Annotated in this window: 15 protein-coding genes and 1 tRNA gene; 9 read left to right on the plus strand and 7 right to left on the minus strand. The window is 41.0% G+C overall.

What is annotated here, in order from left to right; genetic code table 11:
• Positions 1 to 60: 60 nt before the first annotated feature.
• On the minus strand, positions 61 to 1,668 hold the full coding sequence (locus T344_RS0108095; protein WP_027628285.1) for a DUF3502 domain-containing protein: 1,608 nt from the start codon (positions 1,666 to 1,668) through the stop codon (positions 61 to 63).
• A gap of 193 nt (positions 1,669 to 1,861) precedes the next feature.
• Between T344_RS0108095 and T344_RS0108100 the strand changes: the two genes are divergently transcribed.
• Both T344_RS0108100 and T344_RS0108105 read left to right on the plus strand, forming a co-directional pair.
• Positions 1,862 to 3,448: a response regulator transcription factor gene (locus T344_RS0108100; RefSeq protein WP_027628286.1), complete on the plus strand. Its 1,587-nt coding sequence runs from the start codon at positions 1,862 to 1,864 to the stop codon at positions 3,446 to 3,448.
• Positions 3,445 to 5,241: a sensor histidine kinase gene (locus tag T344_RS0108105; protein WP_051571672.1), complete on the plus strand. Its 1,797-nt coding sequence runs from the start codon at positions 3,445 to 3,447 to the stop codon at positions 5,239 to 5,241. Before T344_RS0108100 ends, T344_RS0108105 begins: the two co-directional genes overlap by 4 nt.
• Before the next feature lie 115 nt (positions 5,242 to 5,356).
• On the opposite strand, the gene T344_RS0108110 is transcribed toward T344_RS0108105, so the two are convergent.
• From T344_RS0108110 to arfA, 3 genes are all read right to left on the minus strand, one after another.
• Positions 5,357 to 7,681 (minus strand): hypothetical protein, encoded by a 2,325-nt coding sequence (locus T344_RS0108110; RefSeq protein ID WP_027628288.1) that lies wholly within the window; start codon positions 7,679 to 7,681, stop codon positions 5,357 to 5,359.
• Between the two features lie 50 nt (positions 7,682 to 7,731).
• Positions 7,732 to 10,062, minus strand: a complete 2,331-nt coding sequence (locus T344_RS0108115) for a beta-galactosidase (protein WP_027628289.1) — start codon at positions 10,060 to 10,062, stop codon at positions 7,732 to 7,734.
• 247 nt (positions 10,063 to 10,309) lie between these two features.
• A complete protein-coding gene (gene arfA, locus T344_RS0108120; protein WP_027628290.1) occupies positions 10,310 to 11,818 on the minus strand; it encodes an arabinosylfuranosidase ArfA in 1,509 nt (502 codons plus the stop codon).
• Positions 11,819 to 12,077: 259 nt separating this feature from the next.
• On the opposite strand from arfA, the gene T344_RS0108125 reads away from it, so the two are divergent.
• The 5 genes from T344_RS0108125 to T344_RS31710 all read left to right on the plus strand — a co-directional run bounded on the left by T344_RS0108125 (position 12,078) and on the right by T344_RS31710 (position 13,937).
• Positions 12,078 to 12,980, plus strand: a complete 903-nt coding sequence (locus T344_RS0108125; RefSeq protein WP_027628291.1) for an ArsR/SmtB family transcription factor — start codon at positions 12,078 to 12,080, stop codon at positions 12,978 to 12,980.
• 152 nt (positions 12,981 to 13,132) lie between these two features.
• A tRNA-Arg gene (locus tag T344_RS0108130) sits at positions 13,133 to 13,209 on the plus strand.
• A 155-nt stretch (positions 13,210 to 13,364) separates the two neighbouring features.
• Positions 13,365 to 13,631: a type II toxin-antitoxin system Phd/YefM family antitoxin gene (locus T344_RS0108140; RefSeq protein ID WP_027628292.1), complete on the plus strand. Its 267-nt coding sequence runs from the start codon at positions 13,365 to 13,367 to the stop codon at positions 13,629 to 13,631.
• Positions 13,624 to 13,836 (plus strand): type II toxin-antitoxin system RelE/ParE family toxin, encoded by a 213-nt coding sequence (locus T344_RS27850; protein WP_278246145.1) that lies wholly within the window; start codon positions 13,624 to 13,626, stop codon positions 13,834 to 13,836. Before T344_RS0108140 ends, T344_RS27850 begins: the two co-directional genes overlap by 8 nt.
• A 14-nt stretch (positions 13,837 to 13,850) precedes the next feature.
• On the plus strand, positions 13,851 to 13,937 hold the full coding sequence (locus T344_RS31710; protein WP_278246146.1) for a hypothetical protein: 87 nt from the start codon (positions 13,851 to 13,853) through the stop codon (positions 13,935 to 13,937).
• Between the two features lie 36 nt (positions 13,938 to 13,973).
• Here the strand turns inward: T344_RS31710 and T344_RS0108150 are convergent, their stop codons facing one another.
• Positions 13,974 to 14,636 (minus strand): CBO0543 family protein, encoded by a 663-nt coding sequence (locus T344_RS0108150; protein ID WP_084331156.1) that lies wholly within the window; start codon positions 14,634 to 14,636, stop codon positions 13,974 to 13,976.
• A gap of 127 nt (positions 14,637 to 14,763) precedes the next feature.
• Between T344_RS0108150 and T344_RS29660 the strand changes: the two genes are divergently transcribed.
• A complete protein-coding gene (locus T344_RS29660) occupies positions 14,764 to 15,336 on the plus strand; it encodes a GNAT family N-acetyltransferase (RefSeq protein WP_051571673.1) in 573 nt (190 codons plus the stop codon).
• Here T344_RS29660 and T344_RS0108160 read toward each other — a convergent pair.
• A complete protein-coding gene (locus tag T344_RS0108160; protein ID WP_027628294.1) occupies positions 15,293 to 16,162 on the minus strand; it encodes an AraC family transcriptional regulator in 870 nt (289 codons plus the stop codon). The genes T344_RS29660 and T344_RS0108160 overlap by 44 nt on opposite strands.
• A 222-nt stretch (positions 16,163 to 16,384) precedes the next feature.
• Between T344_RS0108160 and uxaC the strand changes: the two genes are divergently transcribed.
• On the plus strand, positions 16,385 to 17,791 hold the full coding sequence (gene uxaC / locus T344_RS0108165) for a glucuronate isomerase (RefSeq protein WP_027628295.1): 1,407 nt from the start codon (positions 16,385 to 16,387) through the stop codon (positions 17,789 to 17,791).
• Positions 17,792 to 18,047: 256 nt separating this feature from the next.
• Here uxaC and T344_RS0108170 read toward each other — a convergent pair whose 3' ends face one another.
• A complete protein-coding gene (locus T344_RS0108170) occupies positions 18,048 to 19,541 on the minus strand; it encodes a UxaA family hydrolase (RefSeq protein WP_027628296.1) in 1,494 nt (497 codons plus the stop codon).
• Positions 19,542 to 19,582 lie beyond the last annotated feature (41 nt).

Consider the following 19,582-nt stretch of genomic DNA (forward strand, 5'->3'; position numbering starts at 1 on the left):
GCAAAAAGGCCTGTTCGGCTGTTGTCCACAGGGACAGCCGAACAGGCCTTTTGAAACGGATTATTTCATTAGTTCTTTTTTGTATTCATCAGTTTGGTGCTTCATTTCTTCCATTACTTTATCAAATCCAGCAGAAGTGAGCCTTTCATCAAATACATCAAATGCCTCGTCCACATCTTTAATCATTCCTAAATTAATGGGATTGAAGTACTGCACAACTACCTGATTAAGATTTGAGACTTCAGTTTTTATATTTGATATATCTGGTACAAAAGCTGAATAGGCATAAGGCGCTATTTGTTTTTTTGCCGCTTCCCTAAGCTGTATATATTCATCATTCCAATTTTCAGGACACTTAAGCAGGCTTTTATTTACAAACCAGAAACCTGCAAGGTCAGGAGGAAATGTGTTAGTTTCAGAGGTTACACCATCCGGGAGTGCAATCTTCCCATTTTTTATCACATAATTCTTGCCCTCAATCCCGTAATATACAAGCTGATTATATTCAGGCTCCTCCATTATCAAATCCATAGCCATCATGGTTCTTTCAGGATTCTTTGATTTGGAAACAATGGCAAAACCGTTATTAATATGAGAGTCCTGAGGATAAGTTCCCTTTTTGCTCAGCCCAGGTATGATTTTCACTTTCCACCCCTGTTCATTCACCTTGTTAAAAATATTCTGCATATCAACTGTATTCCCATAGGCTATCGAAGATTTTCCGGATAAAAATGAATCCATACTCCTGACTTTGTTGGAGAATGCATTTTTATTTATATAACCTTTGTCATACCAGTCCTTTATTTTATAAGCCGCATTTTTATAATCATTTATAACCTCGGGATCAGTTATCTTGAACAATTTACCTTTCGGGTCGTCGGTGTCGGACACTATGCCGCTTCCGCCGCTGGTTGCAAAAAACAAGTCAAAGTAGCTTTTTGAAGTTGCAGCCAATTGATAAAAAAATGGCCTTGTAATATCTATGGCACTGTCCACACTTATAGGGATCATATCAGGTTCATTCTTTTTAATGGCTTCCAGGTAGGGCTCTATATCCAGCCACTTGTTAACTTCAGGCACATTATATTTTTGTCTCAAATCTTCTCTGATAGCCACCTCATTCACCTTGATATCGGGAGTTGAGGTCGGTATCATAAAAAGCTTTCCTCCTATAAGCCCTTCCTTCCAGGCCTGAGGATTAGTTGCCTTATAATGGCGCGGCATATACTTCCTGACCATATCCTGTTTTATTTCCAGAAAAGCCCCTTTTGCGGCTTCCTGCCCGTAATATGCCCAGTTTCCGGTAAAAATCCAATCCAGATCTTCTCCTGATGCAAGAACAAGTGCATATTTGGATTGTAAATCACCCCAACGGATGTAATTGATCTCCATTGTAGTATTTATATCGTTTAAAAGCTTTTCATTAAGCTTTTCCAGTACATCGTTCATTCCCGGCAGCCTTTCACCTATAAGATAGCCGGTGATTTTAACTTTTGCAGACATATCTATTCCAGCTTTTGTGTTATATTGAAATGTTCCCGATGCTTCCGAATCCTTATAAAAGGCTGTAATGTCGGTATTAGGCACTTCTTCCCTACAACCGGAAAGTATAAGCAAAGATAAAATTATGGGTATTGCATAAGCACACAGGGATTTTTTCTTTCTCATAAAATTCCTCCAATGCCGGATAAAATCCTTCAAGTTAAGTACATTATAACATGTTTACATAAAAATAAAACAAACAAAGCAACTGTAATATTTACTCAAATCCTTCCATGTTTACTTATACATCTCATATATGTTACTATATTTATGTTATATATTGTCTTGTAAACCTATCTTGCTTAGGAGCGATGTCCATATGCTTAAACTCATTATTGTTGATGATGAAAAGACAACAAGAGACAGTCTCGAGGCTTACATACCCTGGAAAGAGCTTGGTATTGATGTTGTCGCTACTGCTAAAAACGGTCTGGCAGCTCTTGAACTTGCCGAACAAACACCTCCGGATATAGTACTTTCTGATGTAAGAATGCCGAAAATGGATGGTATTGAACTGGCAATAAACATAAGATCCCGTTTTCCTCAATGCAAAATAATATTTTTAAGCGGCTATTCAGATAAAGAGTATTTAAAATCCGCAATTAATCTCAAAGCTGTAAGTTATATAGAAAAGCCAATACAAATAGAAGAAATCAAGACTGTAATAAGAAAAACCGTCGCCCTTTGTAAAGAAGAAGAGAAGCAAAAGGCTCAAACCGATAAATTAAATAATCTGTTAACTGAAAATGAACCCTTTATAAGACAGGAAGTAACTCTTGAGCTTATAAAGGAAAATCCTGATGTTAGTGGTTTGTCGGTAAAATATGAAAATTTATTTCATATGCTTGATTCTGCTCACAGCTTTATTGTTTATTCTATAGCTATAAATTGGGACTCCTCTGTTGACAATGATACCAGGATTGATTGCAGAAGAAATCTGCTGAAAATATTCTGTGACCTGATTGAACTTAATAATCTGGCAGGGTTTACCGAAGATAATCAAATGACCATAATATCAGCCAAAACACAGGATTGCAAACTTTCGGCTTTTCAAACAGCACTGAAACTTGCCGGTGAGCTCAGCAGCAATGCCAGTGGATTATTTACCTTTTCAATAGGTATCGGAACTCCTTCCCCGGACTATAAAAATCTTCAGGATTCCTATTATACTGCCTGTTCGGCTGTTCATAATCAATTTTATGATTCAACAAAAAATATTTTTGAATACAGGGAATGGTCAGGCTCCTATTTCGAAGTGGGGAAAAGTGTATATACAGACTTCAAGGCAGTTCTCAAAAAACGTGATTTTACCGGTGCTGCCGGTATTATAAAAAATATTACGGATAGAGCGGCAATTGAAATGGATAATGATATCAACAGCGTTAAAAATGTATTCTTTAATTTGTTGCTTATTATATTTGAGGTGGCCAGAGAGAATCATTTCATCAACAAGGCTCAGGACAGTGAAAAAAAATATATCTGGCAGGAAATTGATGCCACCAAAACTCTTGCATCCTTATCCAAATATGTGCATACCCACGTTGAAACCATACTTGTACAGGCAAATGACAAGGATTCGGTAAATCACAAAATACATGTGATAATGAAATATGTCCATGAACACTATGCCGAAAATAGCCTTACAATTCAAACTATCGCTGAAAATGTATATTTGAGTCAAACTTATCTGTGTGCATTTTTCAAAAAATCCACTGGTAAGACATTGAATGAATTTATAACCGAAGTAAGGATAGAGAAGTCCAAAGAATTACTTAAGGACAGCAATATCAAATTATATGAGATTGCGACAAGCATTGGTTTTACTGACGCAAATTACTTTTCCACACTCTTTAAAAAATATACAGGATACACTCCCTCTGAATTTCGGGAAAGGGTTTACTCATGATTAGAAAAATTTTTAAATTTTTTAATGATCTGGGTATCAGAATCAAACTGTTTATATGCCTTTTTTTAATGATATCCATTCCATTTTGCATATTTATAGGAATTAACTCCTATGTTTCTTCAAAAGATAGTGCAAAGCAGGCTCTGGACTCATCCCGGAAAATGCTTCTGCAGGCTAAATCCTCTTTGGAATATAAAACCATCTATATAAAAAATGCATTAGATATGCTTTCTCTTAATGATACTATCCAGGAGTTGCTTTTTACCAACTCATTAAGTTATGATGATGACATCGGAAGCTGGATGAATGACAGAGACAAATTTGCTAAACTTTTGTACAGTTTGCAGAGCAATCCCGATCTTTCAGCCGGCCAGATTCAATTGTATATGAGTGACGGTCTGGCGAAAGTCTCTGAAACAGAGGAATTCCTCAGTATGGACAGGGCTACCGGGTCCAAATGGTTCAATGAAATGAAATCCACCGGCGAAGTTTATAGAAGTTTTCCATCACAGTACTTCTCCGAAACCGCAAAAGAAAAATATATTTCCTTTCTAAGGATAATCCCGCGACCCCTGGATGTAAATAATGCTGCCGGAATTATAAAAGCAGACGTACCTGAAAAAAACATCAAAGGCGTGTTGAGTCAGGCCTTGTTTTCAAAAAATACAGAAGTGGTTTTGATCAACCGTAACAACGAAATAATAAGTTCTGCCGGAAATACGGATATGCCCAACTCATCGAAATATGCCAAAGCCTTGACTAATATTGATTATGGCAAGCTCCACAACCGTCTTTGGCAGACAGTCAATCTGGATAATGAGAAAATTCTGCTGGGTGTTGAATCAATCGAAAAAACAGACTGGAAACTGGTTTTAGTGGTACCATACAAGGATATACTTGAATTGAACACCAAATCAAGAAATCAGATGATACTCATTCTTGTTATCCTGCTCCCATTGACCATACCCTTGTCTTTTTGGGTGGCCGCTTCCAGCACAAAGCGTATAAGAGATCTGATCTCCCATATGAGGATGGTAGTTCACGGAAACTTTAATATCAGCATCCTGCCCAGTAACAATGATGAGATAGGAGAACTCACCCACAACTTCAACTATATGCTGACACGCATGGCAATTCTTGTGGAACAACAGTACCAACTGGGTCAGGAGGTCAAGAGTATGGAGTTGAAAGCTTTGCAGGCTCAGATAAATCCACACTTTTTATACAACACTCTGGACCTTATAAACTGGATGTCCATAAAATATAATGCTCCTAAAATAGGTGAAGTAATTACCTCACTTTCAAAGTTTTACAGATTAAGCCTGAGCAAGGGTGAGGACGTAGTTCCCATAAAGAATGAAATTGATCAGGTGAATGCATATGTTCAAATACAAAATATGAGATTTGATAATGAAATAAGCTTCGTTATAGATATTCCTGATGAGCTTTTCGAATATAAGATTTTAAAGATTACACTCCAGCCGCTGATCGAGAACTCCATCCTTCACGGTATTTTTGAAAAGGAAAGTGAATCAGGAACAATAAAAATCAGTGGTTTGCTTAAGGATGATAAAATATCAATTTATGTTGAAGATGATGGAGTGGGTATTCCGGAAGAAAAACTTGAAAACCTGCTGAAATGTGTTGACACGAAAGATATTCACGGCTACGGTGTAAGAAATATTCATGAACGGCTGCAGCTCAAATATGGCAGCGAATATGGCCTGTTTTACACAAGTACTGTGGGAGCCGGTACTGTTGTTGAAGTCAGAATCCCTGCTGAAAAGCAGTAATATAACTTTGCGCTTTACATTAATTACCTTTTTACTGACACTGGTCTTTTCAGATTGGAACGGCGTATTCTTCAATAACTCAAGAATACGCCGATTATTAAATAACAGAATCCGGTTACTTTAAAATTTCAAAATACATGGTACCTTCTCCTTTAAATATAAATGTATTTTCTCCGCAAAGTGCTTTTTCCCGGGTACCGTCTTGATTAAGCGGATAAATTTTTATACCGTTCCGGGTTTCCAATTTACCTTCCAGGGAATCTATTGACACTGGTCCATGACCATGCTCCAACATGATACGGCCTTCTTCCGACCTGTCATACTTTACTCCAAGATTTCCGCACCACCCAAGCGCAATGAGGAGTAAATGCTCTGATTTGTCAGTATCCCTGCCGTCAATCGCAAGGAGAGTCAGGGTCATTTTGTCATTTGCTATATCAAAGCAGTATTCTCCCAGTTCAGTCCTTCCCTTTATATTTCCCGAAACTGTTTTTACCCGGGGTGCGTTTATCCGGAAGATACCATTTTCAAAATCAAACGTTAACTCTCCTGTATCCGAAACAAGCTTTCCAGCATTGACCAACCCCTGTCCCTCATACAGCAACCCCCACTTTTTCATGGCTTTATCCAATATGTAGGAATAATTTTTATAATCTTCATCAATCCAATCACCCTGATCAAGTACTTCAAAGTTCTCTCCGGCCTTGCGATGCAAGTCCAGGAATCTGTCCAAAGCCCTGTATTTCTGCGCTCCGTCGGCATAAGGATTCCTGGAGTAAATCAGTCCGTGCCTTGCAGCAGTATAGTCACCGGTAGGTGTATTGCCGCTTGAAAGTACTGCGTCAGCATCTCCGGAATACTTCAGGCCTATAAAACCTGCGGCCACTTGAGATACATAGCTTGCATACCCATAAGGCGCAATCCAGTTTCGCGGTACCGCGAACAAATCCCGCTCGGAATAGCATACTTCCAGCCGGTTACGTCCCGGTTCTACCAGCCTTCGCTGGAACATGTACGAGCAAAGTCCCACCTGTCCCCATGTGGCAGGATCGTTGTACAGATTGAACGGCCCATCCAGCTTGTAATCGTCATACTTTTCCATACTGTCAGCATGATGGTATGCATAAAGTACCATTCCGTCCCAATCCTGCAGACATGCATAGGCGGCAACCATCGGCAGTGCATCGCTTCTGAAATCCGTTCCATAAAGAATATTCCACTCACAGGCCATAAATGGCTTACCTGCAACCCTATCATGGTTAAGCCTTGTAACCAGATTAAGCTTAAAAGGACTGTCAACAACGGTTTTCCTGGGGTCATTTTCAACCATATTGATATCGTGATATACCGGCTCCCCGCTACTTGTGGTATCCGGATGATTCCAGTATCCATTGTTCATATTGACATCGGTGTAGCGGTCAAGACTGTATATATCTGCAGCACCCTGAGCATGATTTGAGATATTTATCGGACACTTTGTACCCAGGCTTATTAAATGGTCCCTCATCTCTTTGGAGAAATCAAGTTGAATTCCTGTAAGAAACTCAGTATAGTCGGCATACCTTGCCGGTGATTCCATTCCTCTGTAGTTTGCTTTCCAATCACAATACATCTGGGTTCCCTCAAGATGGGGCAGCCTTCTGACAGTTCCCAGCTCCGGATCTTCATCCTCAAGCAGGCACCGTGTCCCGTCCTCCTTTGTCCACACAGCGTCTAAAGCTTTTCTGGAACCGTATTTAGCCAGGAGATAGTGATTAAACCTCCAATCAAGCTCCTTTCTGTACGAAGGAAGTCCTGTTTCATCCCTCCCTTCGTACCAGAATATACCATCCTTATTCATCACCTGTATAATTGCTACGGCGGCATCATCAATATAACGCAGTCCCGTATACGGATTGAAATGTGTGAGATAATTCGTTGCATATTCCTTCTGAAGGTCAATCAAGCGACGGTTAAATACATTGACCTGTTTAAAATATTTCATCATATTGTCAGGATAATCAAGTCCGTCCTCCGGCATAAAGCTTCTGTAACAGAATAGATCCAGCTGCAGATAAATTCCCCGCTGCTTAAGACAATAAAATAGATAGTCTAGCCTGTCCCAGTGTTCAGGGTCCAAATTTCTTGAATTTCCTTTTGAATAATCTATCAGAAGGTGTCCTTCCGCCCATTCCCGGGAATCCTCTGCATGGAGCCTTACAAAATTGACACCTGCCTTTGCAAGTCTCTCGGCTATTATTTCGGCGTCCTGCCTGGAAGAGCACAGGCTGCCGAAGGGTATATTAAAACCATAGAAGCGTATACGTTTGTCACCCACATAAAAGTGCCCGTCCTTAATTCTGACAAACCCGTACTTTCCGGCAGGTGATTCCAGTAAAAAGCTGAAATCGAGAGCTCCACCAAACATCTTATCCTTTTTGAATAAAAACGGCTGTTTCATTGTTTGTTCCCCTTTCGTACTATAAATTATCCCACTCTGCTTCCGGTTGTTTAAAATGTCATCTCAAATACCGGTTGTGCCTTAATACTCAAGATTTCTGCAACAGCCTCATCATAAACTTCGGATCTGGCTGCCATTGGTGAATCACTGCTTATACGGCATCCGGTTTTTAAGGGAGAAATGTATATATCAATTTCATACTCCATAAGCTCTTTTTGAAATTCCTTCAAACCAATATTCCAGGAGTTGTTATTACAAAAATTATCATGTATGAGCTTCCCGTTAATGAATGCATACCCGATATCCCCGGAATAATCAATATTCAGCATTATATTCTTTAAACCTTCAAAACTGTCTTTTGCCAAACTGACGGAGGCCCTGTTCCTGCTTATATTTTTAACACTGATGGAAATTTCTTTATGTTTATTCTCCATCTCGTATGATGTAAAGATACCCTTTTGCCTGGTCGCTTTCAACTCCAGTCCGGTTACCGGGATATCCTTATCAAAAGCCGGAAATACATCAATGTTAATCTTCCTGTTACCGGTCCAGTCCAATTTTAGAGTTTTACCGTCACATATTAATGCGGCGTTGGAAATAATCACTCTTTCACTTCCGTTTAGATTGACTTTCCAGAAATCCAGGCTTTGTTCATGGGTTAACGTAACCACGGTCAGCTTATTCCCGCCAGCTCCCATAATACTGAATGTCCTGTTCCGATCCTCATCTGCTTTTATAACAAGTCTTTCATCTTTTATTTCAGTTTGCTTTTCTGTTTTTGAGAATCCGGAAATATTGGCGGTGTCAAAACAATACTCTGCCTCCATACCCTGGGGTTCAAAGAAAAAATAGACCTTCTCCTGCCCGGCCTGAATTCCGGTTATCATCTGTGCAGTAGAATACTTTAAAGTTATACCTCCCAGATCAAGGTTAAAGGGCAGTATACAGCTGGTTCCTGCAGCAAGCTTAAGGCCGCCGTTTTCGGGTATTCTTAGTATTTCATCCTTAAGCCGGAGTCCTACCGATATATCTTTATGGTCTTTCATCTCCCAATGATCCTGAAAGTTGTTCATAAACAGGAAACCTGAACCGTTACCTGTGCGGACGGCATATCTCAGCGTTTCGTTATCCTGAGGAGTTATATCGACCGCCCCCTGCGGAAGTATCGTCTTCATGGGACACAACAGTTTTTCATATGAATTCAGGAAATAATGAATTCGTTTCAGTCTTTTGTAGGATTCCCCTGTCAGGCCGAATTCACGTACCGGTGCCTGGTAATCATAGGATTTCTTTGGCCAAATGTGTTCGTTTAGATAGATGCCGCCTTTTGCATCCGGATTTGTACCTCCGCAGAACATATAGTATCCTATCATATTGCAGCCGCCGGCTATTTTTATTATGGCCATTGCGTCAACGCTTTCGGGGGGTACTGTAAATCTATAGGCGTATGCCGCCTGCATGCCGCCTCCCATTTCACAGCAGGCATAGGGATATTCTTCAGGATCATACTTTGGTTCATAGTTTAAGCTTGGAAACTTATTGTTGTGATAATCCTGGAAAATATATTCTTCTGTGGCAGGATGTTCTTTTATATCATCAAAAAACAACCATGGCCTGTAGGCATATCCTCCCCAAAGAGCCAGAACCTCACCTTCAGGAGCGGAGGCTTCACCCCAGCCGGTGCATGTATATATAGGTGCATCAAGTCCTGCTTCAATAGCAAGTTCTTTCAGTTTGAGAATATGCGAGTCCCCATCCCTTCCCGCAGGAATCCACTCATTGCTGATGCCCACTGAAAATTCCCAGGCGGCTGCCGAATGCATATATTCATTTTCCAATTGTACGCCTATTACAGGGCCTCCATCCTTATACATAAGGCCTGCTGCCTGTTTGCCTATCTCACCGTATAATCTTTTTACATAAAACAAATAACCCGGGTCATTGGAACGCACTTCAAAGGGGCCGCCGTACAACCAGTCGGGCAGAGCTCCGTTTCTGACTTCTCCATGTCCGAAAGGGCCTGTTCTTAAGACAACAAACATTTCATGCTTTTTGCAGAGCTCCAGAAATTTTTTAACGTCTTTATCCCCGCCCCACTCAAATATACCTTTTTCTTCCTCGTGGAATATCCAGAAAATATATGTGGCAACAATATTAATTCCGCACATTTTCATTTTTATTATCCGGTCTTCCCAATCTGCCGCCGGTAAACGCGAAAAATGTATTTCACCCATAACCCCGAAAAAGGGTTTTCCGTCAAGCTCCATATAGTAACTGTTAAAACCGATTTTTTGTCCCTTCGGACCTGTCCCTCCAAGTTTGATATGTTGGGAAAATATAGGCTTGGTGTCATTTCTTATATCAATAATATGTTCTCTCATTACCCGTCTCCTTGATTTTTCTATTGATTTATCAGTTCAAGTTTTCTCATAGCTAAATTTATATCCTTTTTTCAGATTACTTTAAATACCGTATAATTATTAAAATCTTTGAAATATTACGGACTTTCATCTAAAAAAGGCTGCTCCGGATAATTTCTTATCCGGGCAGCCTTTTTTAGTCACATATATCTGGGAATTCCATTTTAACGATAAGTCATTTGCTGTTTAGACCTGTAATGAGTTTTGTTTACTTAACTTTCCTGAGTCTTATAACATTCCATGAAAGCTTCTTGAGATCGGCCTTTACATTTCCGTCTTCAATAGCTGCATTTCCGTTTGCATCAGGAACAACATTATTGGGATTTGACTTTGTATTAACTGCTTTTACATCACTATGTTCAAGCACGATATGCTCAACTACCTCAAACTGTCCAAAACCATTGAGTTCAACATCCAGAGTGATATTCTCCTCCATATTCCTGTTAACGGCGAATACGGTTATCTCACTCTTATCGTCGCTGATGACAGCTGTAGCATCAATATACGGAACGTCTGTAAAATCCTTTGTATCGTGAAGCGGTGATTTTACTATTGGGTTCAGTACAGTTCCTCTTCCGAATACCGAGGCATGGAGGTATGGATAATATATAGTCTGCTTCCAGGCAGCTCCGTTGTTTTCCGTCATAATTGGGGCAATAACGTTAACAAGCTGTGCAAGACATGCCATTTTTACCCTGTCTGCATTCTTAAGAAGGGTTATCAGCATGCTTCCGACCAGCAGTGCATCCTCGAAATTATACTCGTCCTCAAGCTGGTGAGGAGCGACTGACCACCTTTCAATCTTTTTATCCGCGTCATTTGAATGGAACCATACATTCCATTCATCGAAGGAAAGATTGATTTTCTTTTTGCTGCGTTTCTTTGCCTTTACATAGTCACAGGTAGCTATTACCGACTTGATGAATGCATCCATATCCATGGACCTGGCAAGGAAGTTAGCCGTGTCATTGTCCCGGTTGCCGTAATACGTATGAAGGGAAACATAGTCAACATGTTCATATGTATGCTCCAGTACGGTGGCTTCCCATTGAGCAAATGTAGGCATTGCACTGTTTGAGCTTCCGCAGGCAACCAATTCAATGGTGGGATCGACCCACTTCATAACCTTTGCCGTTTCACAGGCCAATCTGCCATATTCATCGGCAGTCTTTGCACATATCTGCCAGGGGCCGTCCATTTCATTTCCAAGGCACCAGGTTTTTATATTGTGAGGTTGAGCGTATCCGTGCGCTTTTCTGAGGTCGCTCCAGTATGTTCCGCCGGAATGATTGCAGTATTCCAGCAGGTTCCTTGCCGCGTCGGCTCCTCTTGTTCCAAGGTTTACAGCCATCATTACTTCAGTACCTACTTCTTTCGCCCAGGTAAAGAATTCATTTGTTCCCACTTCATTGGTTTCTGTTGTCATCCAGGCAAGTTCGGTACGTTTTGGCCTTTTGTCAACCGGGCCTACTCCGTCTTCCCAGTTGTAGCCGGATACAAAGTTTCCTCCTGGATATCTTACAATAGGTACCTGCAGTTCTTTTATCATTGCTGCCACATCCTGACGGAAACCGTATTTATCTGCGGTGGGATGTCCGGGCTCATATATCCCTCCGTAAACAGCTCTTCCCAGATGTTCTATAAAGGAGCCGTAAATTCTTTTGTCGACCTCACCGATTACATAATCCTTATTCAGTATCATCTTAGCCTTACTCATATTAAATCCTCCCAGCCAGATTAATAAATTTATTAATTAAATAACTACAATATTAATAACTATATGATATCTCTGTATCTTTACCCTGTCAATAGCAAACCAGAAAAAGCCGGTGCAATTCACCCTACACCCGGTATACTGCAAATTCCAAAAATAAAAATAACCATGTATATTTTATGTATATTTAATATCAGTATTTACAAAAGGCAGAAGGTAATTTATACTTGTATTAATTCTTGCATTGGAGGATTAAGCTTTAATGAAAACAGATATCTCTGAGAAATGGCTGCCGGTTTATGAAGCTCTAAGCAGTGATGTGCGCATCAAAATAATTAACCTGCTGGCTCAAAATCCATTAAACATAAAACAACTGGCCCAACAATTGGAGCTGAGCAGCGCTATTGTAACAATGCATGTCAAAAAACTTGAAAAGGCTGAAATTATCCGCTGTGAGCGCAAAAGCGTCAATGGGTCGGTACAGAAGCTCTGTTACCTGGACATTGATACAATAGAAATAATTTTTCCAAGCAAGCAGTCAAAGACCCGCAATTTTCACGAATTTTCCATGCCCATCGGGCATTACTCGGACTTCAGCGTAACCCCAACCTGCGGAATTGCCACTCCCGAAAAGGTTATCGGACAGTTTGACGACCCCAGGTACTTTTTGGATCCTGAAAGAGTCAATGCCGGTATATTGTGGTTTACCGAAGGATATGTAGAATACAAGGTTCCGAATTTTCTCCTGTCGGCCCAACAGCCTGAAGAGCTGGAGATATCAATGGAACTTGGTTCTGAGGCACCGGGTGTAAATAACAACTGGCCCTCCGATATAACTTTCTTCCTTAATGAACAAAAGCTCGGCCACTGGACCAGCCCGGGTGACTTTGGATACAGCCGCGGAAAGTTCACCCCCGAATGGTGGAGCCTTAACGTGGGGCAATACGGACTTTATAAGGCAATAAGGATAACCCAGGTAGGAACTTATATTGACGGAATACAGGTTTCTGATGTCTCTCTCTCCTCTCTGGATATCCGTCAGAAATACTGGTCCTTTAAAATAGCTGTTCTCCCCGATGCGGTAAATGCAGGGGGTGTGACCCTGTTTGGAAAGGGGTTCGGCAATTACAGCAGGGATATTATTTTCAAGCTGTTCTTCAAGTAAAATTATTTTCTCAGCAATTAAAGGCTTTTAAATAAGTATTTCATAAGTTTTTCGTAATTAAAATTTACATGGTAAATAAAACAAACTGTTGCTTTTTTAATCAATATGTATTAATATATTATGTGCACCGTTAATATATGTGTGCCGTATGTGCGCCCGTAGCTCAATTGGATAGAGCGTTTGGCTACGGACCAAAAGGTTGTGGATTCGATCTCTGCCGGGCGCGCCAAATGTATGATCAAAGCCGGAAAGCTTTTAAAGCTTGCCGGCTTTGATTTTTTATTTGCCTCCAGAGGCAAAAGGTAAAATTATTAGTTTATATTGGTATAGAATACATATCAATATTATGATATAATATCGATATAAAACTCGGAGGTGGAACACATGCCATCAATAAGACCAAGTTCCGACTTGAGGAACAATTACAACGAAATCTCGCAATTCTGCCATCAGCACGGTGAACCTGTCTATATTACCAAAAATGGGCATGGAGATTTGGCAGTAATGAGCATCGAAACTTATGAGCGTCTCGTAGGCAAATTTGAATTATATAAATTGCTCGATGAAGGTATGGATGCTATGGCTGAAAAAAAAGTAAGACCTTTTCGTACAGTATTGGCAGACATACAGGAAGAGTTGAACAATGAATAAGTATCATATTTATATTACTGAACCGGCAGAAAATGATTTTCGTGAAATAGGCCATTATATTTCAAGAGAGCTTTTAGAGCCAGTCCTAGCTAATAAGGTAGTTGAAAAAATTGGAGATGCAATATTAACTTTGGAGGACCTGCCTCTAAGGAATTCATTGGTAACTGATGAGAAACTATCCAAACGTGTATCCGTAAGTTGTTGATAGATAACTATATTGTGTTTTATCTGGTTTCAGAACAACAAAGAACAGTGATTATTATCAGGATACTTTGTGGCAGAAGAGACTGGCTGAATTTGATATGATCTTTAGGTTTGCTTCCGGGAACTGTTCAAGTGCCCCTATTTCAGCGCCATCCCCGTATATACACCTGCCAGGAAAATAGTGACGATCAGGATGAAATGCATTATAAACCATCCAATCCTGCCAAAGCTTAATGCATCTTTTGTCAAAGGCTTTCTTTTGTCGGGCGGGATGATTATTCCCCCTATCCACTCAAATACCAGCAGGTATATCCACCACCAGGTATAGGAATCCCAGACATCCCATCCCGACAGGTATTTGATCAGTTGGGTCCGGCTTTCGGCAAGGACCTCACCAAACATACCGATATGGACCATAACCCAGTAAAAAAATATCTTCCTGTGCCATTCTGCGGGACTGTAGCGGACTCCAAGTAAAACATAGAAGGGAAATACAGTTAAAATAACCGTAAAAGGTATTTTTGATATTGCGGGGAAAAGTCTATAGGGAAATTCATATAAATTGAGGCCGATAAAAATATAACATAGTATTACACCTACTGCAGAGCTTATTAAAAATAAAAGGCCATAACTTTTCCAATCGATTTTTATTAATAAGTACAGCAGTATCAGGGTTATTATTAAGGCTGCTATGGTTATATAAGTTTCAATATTCCACCCTATATTCATTTCAATTCCTTTATTTCCGTCGTCTTTTAGTCCTACACATATTATCTGTTTGAAATACTGAGAATATTCCATATACAAATGACCTCTTCAAGCTCCTTTTATTATTATTGACTTTTAAATCCCAAAATTATATTATTAGCTGAAAAGCACAGAACTGAACTTCCCATATGAAGACGGGTTTGTCCAGGAGGTTGTAGAAATGGTAAGCATACAAACCGGGCGGCTGATCATACGGAATTTTTTTGTCGAGGATTGGAAAGCTCTGCAGGACATAATAGTTGATAAGGAAGCATCTGAGTTTGCAATTTATGACTACCAATTTCCCACATCAGAGCAGGAGATACAGGAAATTACCGGGTGGTTTGCAGACGGCAGCAATTATCTGGCCGTTTATGAAACAGTCAACCGCAGGATTATCGGCTTTGTTTCTCTGAATGGTACCGCTCCTGGCGAAACGGACATGGGATTTTGCATTTATTCTCCCTTCCAGCGCAAGGGATATGCCACAGAGGCCTGCACGGCAGTTATTGGCTATGCTTTTTCGATATTGGGGCTGGAAAGGATTACAAGCGGTACTGCCAACAAGAATTACCCTTCATACAATTTGTTGAACAAACTTGGTTTTAAAAAGACTCATGAGGGAATTGCCTCCTTTAGAAAAACTCCTGACGGAACCCCTATTGATTTTACCGGTTCATTATTTCTTTTGGAAAAAAGGGATTGGCTTATTAAATATCCCTCTCCTGGATTATTTCCCTGGCAAAAACCTTAGGTGATATTCCATATTCCCTTTTAAAAGTTCTGATAAAATTTGAATAATCGCCAAACCCGCATACCAGACTGACTTCACTTACCTTGACGTTCTCCTTCAGCAGCATTCTTGCCATTATGAGTCTTTTTTTCTGGATAAATCTATGGATGGTAAACCCGGTATATTTCTTGAACTCCCTTAATAAATGATATTTGCTGATGTAAAATTGGGCAGAAATATTTTCAAGGGATAATTGGCTGTCCAGGTTTGCGTTAATGTATTTTATGATATTGCTGATTTTCTGGTTATATTCTATATCCACTTCTATTTCTTCGTCCTTGGTGTACAAATATGCCTTGTTCAGATACACTACAAGCTCATTTACATATGCATATTTTAGAACCTCACTGCCAAATCCGCTGTTATAATAGGCTTTTTCAAGTTTTTGGACAATTGTTTTAAGATACGCCAAAGTCTCGGTGTCCGGTCTCAGCAGATTATACTTTTTCTTTGCAGAGGACTCAAAACACATGGTCAGATCGGTGCTGTCGGTATTAAGATTTGTTATATAGTCCGGCTTGATCCATATGACTATCCTTTCGTAGTCCTCACCGCCCTCAATGATTGTTCTGTGCAGTTCCCTGTTGTTGATCAGAATTATATCCCCGGGCTTCAGTTTATAAGATTTACCCTCAATGACGTATGTCACTTTTCCCGAAATGTAGAAGAAAATTTCATAGAAGTCATGATTATGATACTCTATGTTCGGAGGCAGCTCCTCTTTGGTATGAAAGAACTCAAAGTCATTTTTAACCATATACTGTCTCGGCGTAAACTTATGTTCCATTCTAATCCCCCATTTAATTTAATTAATGCTGACAGACCCTGCCATAAAAGAGCTATAACAAAGCACCCCTGGTTATAGAGCAACTTTTGCATCAAAACCAGCAATATATGATATGTTTATGGCAAATCGGAAGTATTATAATTGTATTATGAACTGAATTACTGAAGAATTCAAGTTTTACCGGATCGGCAAATTCACAGTAAATTTATAAGGGGGCCCGACATGAAAGAATTTATGAATGAAGACTTTTTATTGGACAATCCAACAGCCGTTAAACTATATCACGAATATGCTGAAGAAATGCCCATTTTTGATTACCACTGCCACCTAAGTCCCAAAGAAATAGCAGAGAATAAGAAATACCGTAATATTACCGAGCTTTGGCTTGGGGGCGATCATTACAAATGGAGAGCCATAAGAAGCAATGGGGTGGAAGAAAAGTATGTAACCGGGGACGGAGATGATAAGGAGAAGTTTCTGAAGTGGGCCGAAACAATGCCCAACTGCATCGGCAATCCGCTTTACCACTGGACCCATTTGGAATTAAGACGTTACTTCGGGATAAATGAACTACTTTCTCCCGCAACTGCCGAAAGTATTTGGGAGCGCTGCAATGCCATGCTTCAGCAGGACGGATTTACTGCAAGAAATCTTATAAAACGTTCTAATGTTAAGGTTGTTTGTACCACTGATGATCCTGTTGACTCACTTGAATATCATAAGGCAATTGCCGAAGATAAAACATTTGATATTAAAGTGCTTCCCGCCTTCCGTCCTGATAAGGGTATCAATATCGATAAAGAAAGTTTTATTCCCTGGCTTCTAAAGCTGGAAAAAGTAACAGGTTCTAAGATAGCAAGCTTCCAGGATTTAAAAGCTGCCTTTGTATCAAGGCTGGAATTTTTCCATCAGGCCGGCTGCAGAATATCCGACCATGGTCTGGATCCCCTGGTATTCCGGAAAGGCACTGAGGAAGAAGCCTCCATAATCCTGCAAAAAGCATTGTCAGGCAATGCATTGACACAGAGTGAAATTGAAGTATATAAAACCCAGGTACTTGTTTTCCTTGGAAAGCAGTACGCAAGACTGGACTGGGTAATGCAGCTTCATATGGGAGTCCTGCGTAACAACAATACAAGGTTGATGAAGGAGCTGGGTCCGGATACAGGTTTTGATTCCATCGGAGACTGGAGCTTTGCCTCATCCCTGTCAGCATTGCTGGATACCTTGGATCAGACCGATGAGCTTCCTAAAACGATTTTATACCACTTGAATCCAAGGGAGAACGAAATTCTCGGAACGATAACCGGCTGCTTCCAGAGCGGCAAAATCCCCGGGAAAATGCAGTATGGCTCAGCCTGGTGGTTTAATGATCAGAAGGACGGGATGGAAAAACAGATGATAGCGCTGGCCAACCTGGGTTTACTCAGCAGATTTGTCGGTATGCTCACAGATTCCAGAAGCTTTTTATCCTACACAAGGCATGAGTACTTCAGAAGAATCCTCTGCAACATACTCGGCAATTGGGTTGAAAAGGGCGAGATTCCCAATGATATGGCACTTTTGGGACAAATGGTCAGGGATATCAGCTATAACAATGCCTCCAGCTATTTCGGAATAGAGGCCTGATGAGCACCAGCCCAGCGGTTAGCTATACCGCAGTACCAGCCAGTTTATTTGTAAGCTATTACTCAGGTACATTTTAGGTATATTTCAGTACGTGAGCGCAAAACAAAACAATGTGGACGCATGGTTAAAAAATAATAGTGGAAGCCGTTTGGGTGGCTTCCACTATTATTTTTTGGGTGCGACACATTGTTTTGTTTTGCGTGGAAGTACTGAAATATATATACGTGTCCTATCCAGCTTGCAAATAAACTCGCTGCTACAAGGTCACCCCGTTTTTAAATATGGCAATCTCCCTATATCCGTTTTCTTCGTTCCTGGTACTTATTTCACCTGACGCAAGCCTGATTATATATTGGAAAAGCTCTGCGGTCACTTCAGCCATTGAGCTGCCGCTGAGTATCCTTCCGGCGTCAAAATCGATCCAGTTCTTCTTTTTCTCTGAAAGTGCCGTATTTGTGGATATCTTCACTGTGGGCACCGGAGCCCCCAGAGGGGTCCCCCTTCCGGTAGTAAACAGTATTATTTGCGCTCCTGCCGCCATCAGGGTAGTTACTGCAACAATATCGTTGCCCGGACCCTGGAGCAGGTTCAAGCCCGGCTCCCTGACCTGGTCCCCGTAATTCAGTACACTGGCTACATTTGCAGTGCCGCCCTTTTGGGTACAGCCCAGTGACTTTTCCTCAAGGGTGGTTATTCCTCCCTTTTTATTGCCGGGGGACGGGTTATCGTATATAACCTGGTCATGCTTGATGTAATATTCCTTAAAATCGTTTATAAGACTGACTGTGCCGTTAAAAACACTTTCATTGACACACCTGTTCATAAGCAAGGTTTCGGCACCAAACATTTCAGGTACTTCTGTCAGTATAGTAGTACCTCCCTGGCTCAGAAGCTCGTCGGAAAACATTCCCACAAGCGGATTTGCGGTTATTCCTGAAAATGCATCGGAACCTCCGCATTTTAAGCCGACTGTCAGCTTTGACACAGGCTGCAGGGTCCTTCTGAAGCTGCCGGCATATTGGGCCAGTTCTCCAATCAGCTTCAAGCCCTCCTCAATTTCGTCCCCTGCTTCCTGGGTTACAAGGAACTTCACCCTGTTGCTGTCATACTGACCCAATACCTTTTTAAACACATCCACATTGTTATTTTCACAGCCCAGACCCAGCACCAGTACGCCCCCTGCATTGGGGTGTCTCACCATACCGGCAAGGATTTTCTGTGTATTTTCCTGATCCCCACCCATTTGCGAGCAGCCGTAGGGATGGGGAAATGCATACACTCCGTCAACAATTCCCTTATACATGTCATTTGCCTTTGCGGCAAGCATATCAGAGGTTTTATTTACGCAGCCCACTGTATTTACGATCCATATTTCATTCCTGATACCCACCTTGCCGTCCTGTCTTTCATAGCCCCAAAAGCTTTCAGCCGCTGTGCCGGTGCCGGCACTTGAAAGCTCCGGCATATAAGAGTACTCCAGAAGCTCTCCCAGATTGGTGGTCAAATTATGGGTGTGGACATGCTGTCCTGCCTGTATGGGCATGGTTGCATGACCTATGGGATAACCATACTTTATTACGTTTTCTCCCTCGGGAATGTCGGCTACAGCTATCTTATGCCCGGCCGGAACAGCTTGGGCCGCTGATATTACCAGCCCGTCAAGCTCAACAGTTCCGCCCTTTTCAACATCCTGCAGCAAAACGGCTACATTATCCCTTGTATGAATTTTCAAAGCTTTTAACTGGCTCATTATTCCTCTCCGATCTTCAAATAGGTGACTGCTCCTCTATC

It is taken from the genome of Ruminiclostridium cellobioparum DSM 1351 = ATCC 15832, from assembly GCF_000621505.1.
GTDB classification, from domain to species: domain Bacteria; phylum Bacillota; class Clostridia; order Acetivibrionales; family DSM-1351; genus Ruminiclostridium; species Ruminiclostridium cellobioparum.

Coding starts and splice junctions, on each gene's coding strand:
- T344_RS0108095 (WP_027628285.1), bottom strand. CDS start 1,668: ATGAGAAAGAAAAAATCCCTGTGTGCTTATGCAATACCCATAATTTTA.
- T344_RS0108100 (WP_027628286.1), top strand. CDS start 1,862: ATGCTTAAACTCATTATTGTTGATGATGAAAAGACAACAAGAGACAGT.
- T344_RS0108105 (WP_051571672.1), top strand. CDS start 3,445: ATGATTAGAAAAATTTTTAAATTTTTTAATGATCTGGGTATCAGAATC.
- T344_RS0108110 (WP_027628288.1), bottom strand. CDS start 7,681: ATGAAACAGCCGTTTTTATTCAAAAAGGATAAGATGTTTGGTGGAGCT.
- T344_RS0108115 (WP_027628289.1), bottom strand. CDS start 10,062: ATGAGAGAACATATTATTGATATAAGAAATGACACCAAGCCTATATTT.
- arfA (WP_027628290.1), bottom strand. CDS start 11,818: ATGAGTAAGGCTAAGATGATACTGAATAAGGATTATGTAATCGGTGAG.
- T344_RS0108125 (WP_027628291.1), top strand. CDS start 12,078: ATGAAAACAGATATCTCTGAGAAATGGCTGCCGGTTTATGAAGCTCTA.
- T344_RS0108140 (WP_027628292.1), top strand. CDS start 13,365: ATGCCATCAATAAGACCAAGTTCCGACTTGAGGAACAATTACAACGAA.
- T344_RS27850 (WP_278246145.1), top strand. CDS start 13,624: ATGAATAAGTATCATATTTATATTACTGAACCGGCAGAAAATGATTTT.
- T344_RS0108150 (WP_084331156.1), bottom strand. CDS start 14,636: ATGGAATATTCTCAGTATTTCAAACAGATAATATGTGTAGGACTAAAA.
- T344_RS29660 (WP_051571673.1), top strand. CDS start 14,764: ATGGTAAGCATACAAACCGGGCGGCTGATCATACGGAATTTTTTTGTC.
- T344_RS0108160 (WP_027628294.1), bottom strand. CDS start 16,162: ATGGAACATAAGTTTACGCCGAGACAGTATATGGTTAAAAATGACTTT.
- uxaC (WP_027628295.1), top strand. CDS start 16,385: ATGAAAGAATTTATGAATGAAGACTTTTTATTGGACAATCCAACAGCC.
- T344_RS0108170 (WP_027628296.1), bottom strand. CDS start 19,541: ATGAGCCAGTTAAAAGCTTTGAAAATTCATACAAGGGATAATGTAGCC.